The organism is Idiomarina sp. UBA4206, assembly GCF_002383015.1.
In the GTDB taxonomy this organism is placed as follows: domain Bacteria; phylum Pseudomonadota; class Gammaproteobacteria; order Enterobacterales; family Alteromonadaceae; genus Idiomarina; species Idiomarina abyssalis.
Map to the genome: position 1 here is coordinate 12,695 of NZ_DFTS01000037.1, position 1,834 is coordinate 14,528.

Here is a 1,834-nt window from a genome sequence, read left to right on the forward strand (position 1 = left end):
AGTGCAAAAACTGATCGCCGACCATTGGGGCCCGACAATTGCTGTTCAATATCCGTCTGAAGCTCCTTGCTGTTGGTCAACACGCAAGGTAGAGCACAATCCTGATAGTAACTCGCTGAAGCCTGGTTATTGAGCAGCGGTAACAAAGTTTCAGCCGTCAATGCCGGCATGTCTACCGGTACCACCAGTACTTTAGTAAGTTGGCAATGCGGCAGACAGGCATGCAAGCCTGATAGAGGCCCCTGGTCCGGGATAGTGTCCGATACAAACCCTGGCTGATTGCGGCTGACAATAATATTGTGGCAGCCAAGCTCAGATAACTTTGCCTGCATATAATCCAGTAGGTTCTCAGAACCAAAACGCAGTAAAGCCTTGTCCTTACCCATACGGGAAGAACGACCACCAGCCAGCAGTATGCTACTGAAAGAAGAACTTAGGTTAGAGCCGACCATGTTAGCCACCAATCATCGCCAGATGACGCGTTGCTCCGCTGTTACCCTCGTGCAAGCCGTGAGTCGCTTCTTTCAGCATAATATTGTCACGCAGTGCGTTCATTAGCGGTTCCGGATCATCGCTTTGTAAGTACTTGCGAATATCCTGATGCTGTTCGGTAAACAGGCATAAGAACAGCTGGCCCAGGCTGGAAACCCGCAGCCGGTTACAGTCGTCACAGAAGTCTTTGCTGTAAGGCATAATAAGCCCCATTTTCCCTTTGTAGTCAGGGTGCGTAAACTCCTGCGCAGGGCCAGCGTTGTCCGCTCTTGAAGTAAGCGACCAGCCTTCGGACTGAAGCTGCTGTTTTATGCTTTCTCCACTGACATGATGGCGTTGATAGTATTCTGTATTGTCCGTAGTACGCATTAGCTCAATGAATCGCAACGCCACATTGCGGTCTTTAATAAACTTGAGAAACTCAGGCAGCTCACCGCCATTGTATTGCTTTAGCAGCACGGTATTGACCTTGACCGTTGCAAAGTCCATATCAACCGCCTGGTCGATACCTTCAATAATTTCCGGAAGTTTATTTTGCCCGGTCACCAGATGAAAAGTACTGGGATCCAGGCTGTCGATACTGACATTAATTGCGTCCAGACCAGCGTCACGCCAGGCGGGCAAGTCGCGCTTCATGCGGTAGCCATTGGTGGTCATAGCCACTTTCTCAATGCCGGGAACCGACTTACAGGTAGCGATAATTTCCGTCAGGTCTTTACGCAGACAAGGCTCACCACCGGTTAAGCGTATTTTGGTGGTGCCCAGTTTGGCAAAAGCCGTTACCAGACGGCGCACTTCAGGCAAAGTAATTTCATACTTACGGGAGCTGCAGTCAGGGCCATCGGGAAGGCAATAGTCACAGCGAAAGTTACAGCTTTCGGTCAATGACAGGCGCAAATAGGTAAAGCGGCGCGCGAAGCGATCTTGTAATTGTTGCATATCACACCTTTCCAAGTTCGGGAGGTACTTTCGTTTCCAAAAGCACCCTGGTGGCTGAATTGCCACGGCATACCGTTCATACCCTAATAAAAGAGCTTAGAGCCGGTAGCTCGGCGTAGTGTGCACAGCTTAGTAGAGCAAGCTATAGAGCGAAATTCCCTTGAAGGGAGGGGTGGACTACCACTTAGGGGGTATTTGAGCGCTATAAGCCTTGATATGCATCAAGTTTTGCCGGTGAAATTTCTGCTAATCTTTGCCGCCACTTTGGTCATACAGGTGTTCTATGTCAGCCGCTCATTTCCGCCCTGAATTGCTTTGCCCTGCCGGTAGCCCGGAAGCCATGCGTATGGCCTTTGCCTATGGTGCCGATGCGGTCTACGTCGGAGAGCCTCGCTACAGCCTG

At 50.5% G+C, this 1,834-nt stretch carries 2 protein-coding genes and 1 riboswitch; both genes read right to left on the reverse strand.

Annotation, left to right across the window (positions count from 1 at the left end):
- On the reverse strand, positions 1–452 hold a 452-nt coding region (locus B3180_RS07560), incomplete at its 3' end, for a molybdenum cofactor guanylyltransferase (protein WP_286843837.1).
- A gap of 1 nt (position 453) precedes the next feature.
- Positions 454–1,431, reverse strand: coding sequence for a GTP 3',8-cyclase MoaA (moaA, locus tag B3180_RS07565; RefSeq protein ID WP_054488684.1), 978 nt, complete (start codon positions 1,429–1,431; stop codon positions 454–456).
- Positions 1,420–1,559: riboswitch (molybdenum cofactor riboswitch) on the reverse strand. (Overlaps the previous gene by 12 nt.)
- Between the last annotated feature and the right edge of the window lie 275 nt (positions 1,560–1,834).

Coding starts and splice junctions, on each gene's coding strand:
- moaA (WP_054488684.1), bottom strand. CDS start 1,431: ATGCAACAATTACAAGATCGCTTCGCGCGCCGCTTTACCTATTTGCGC.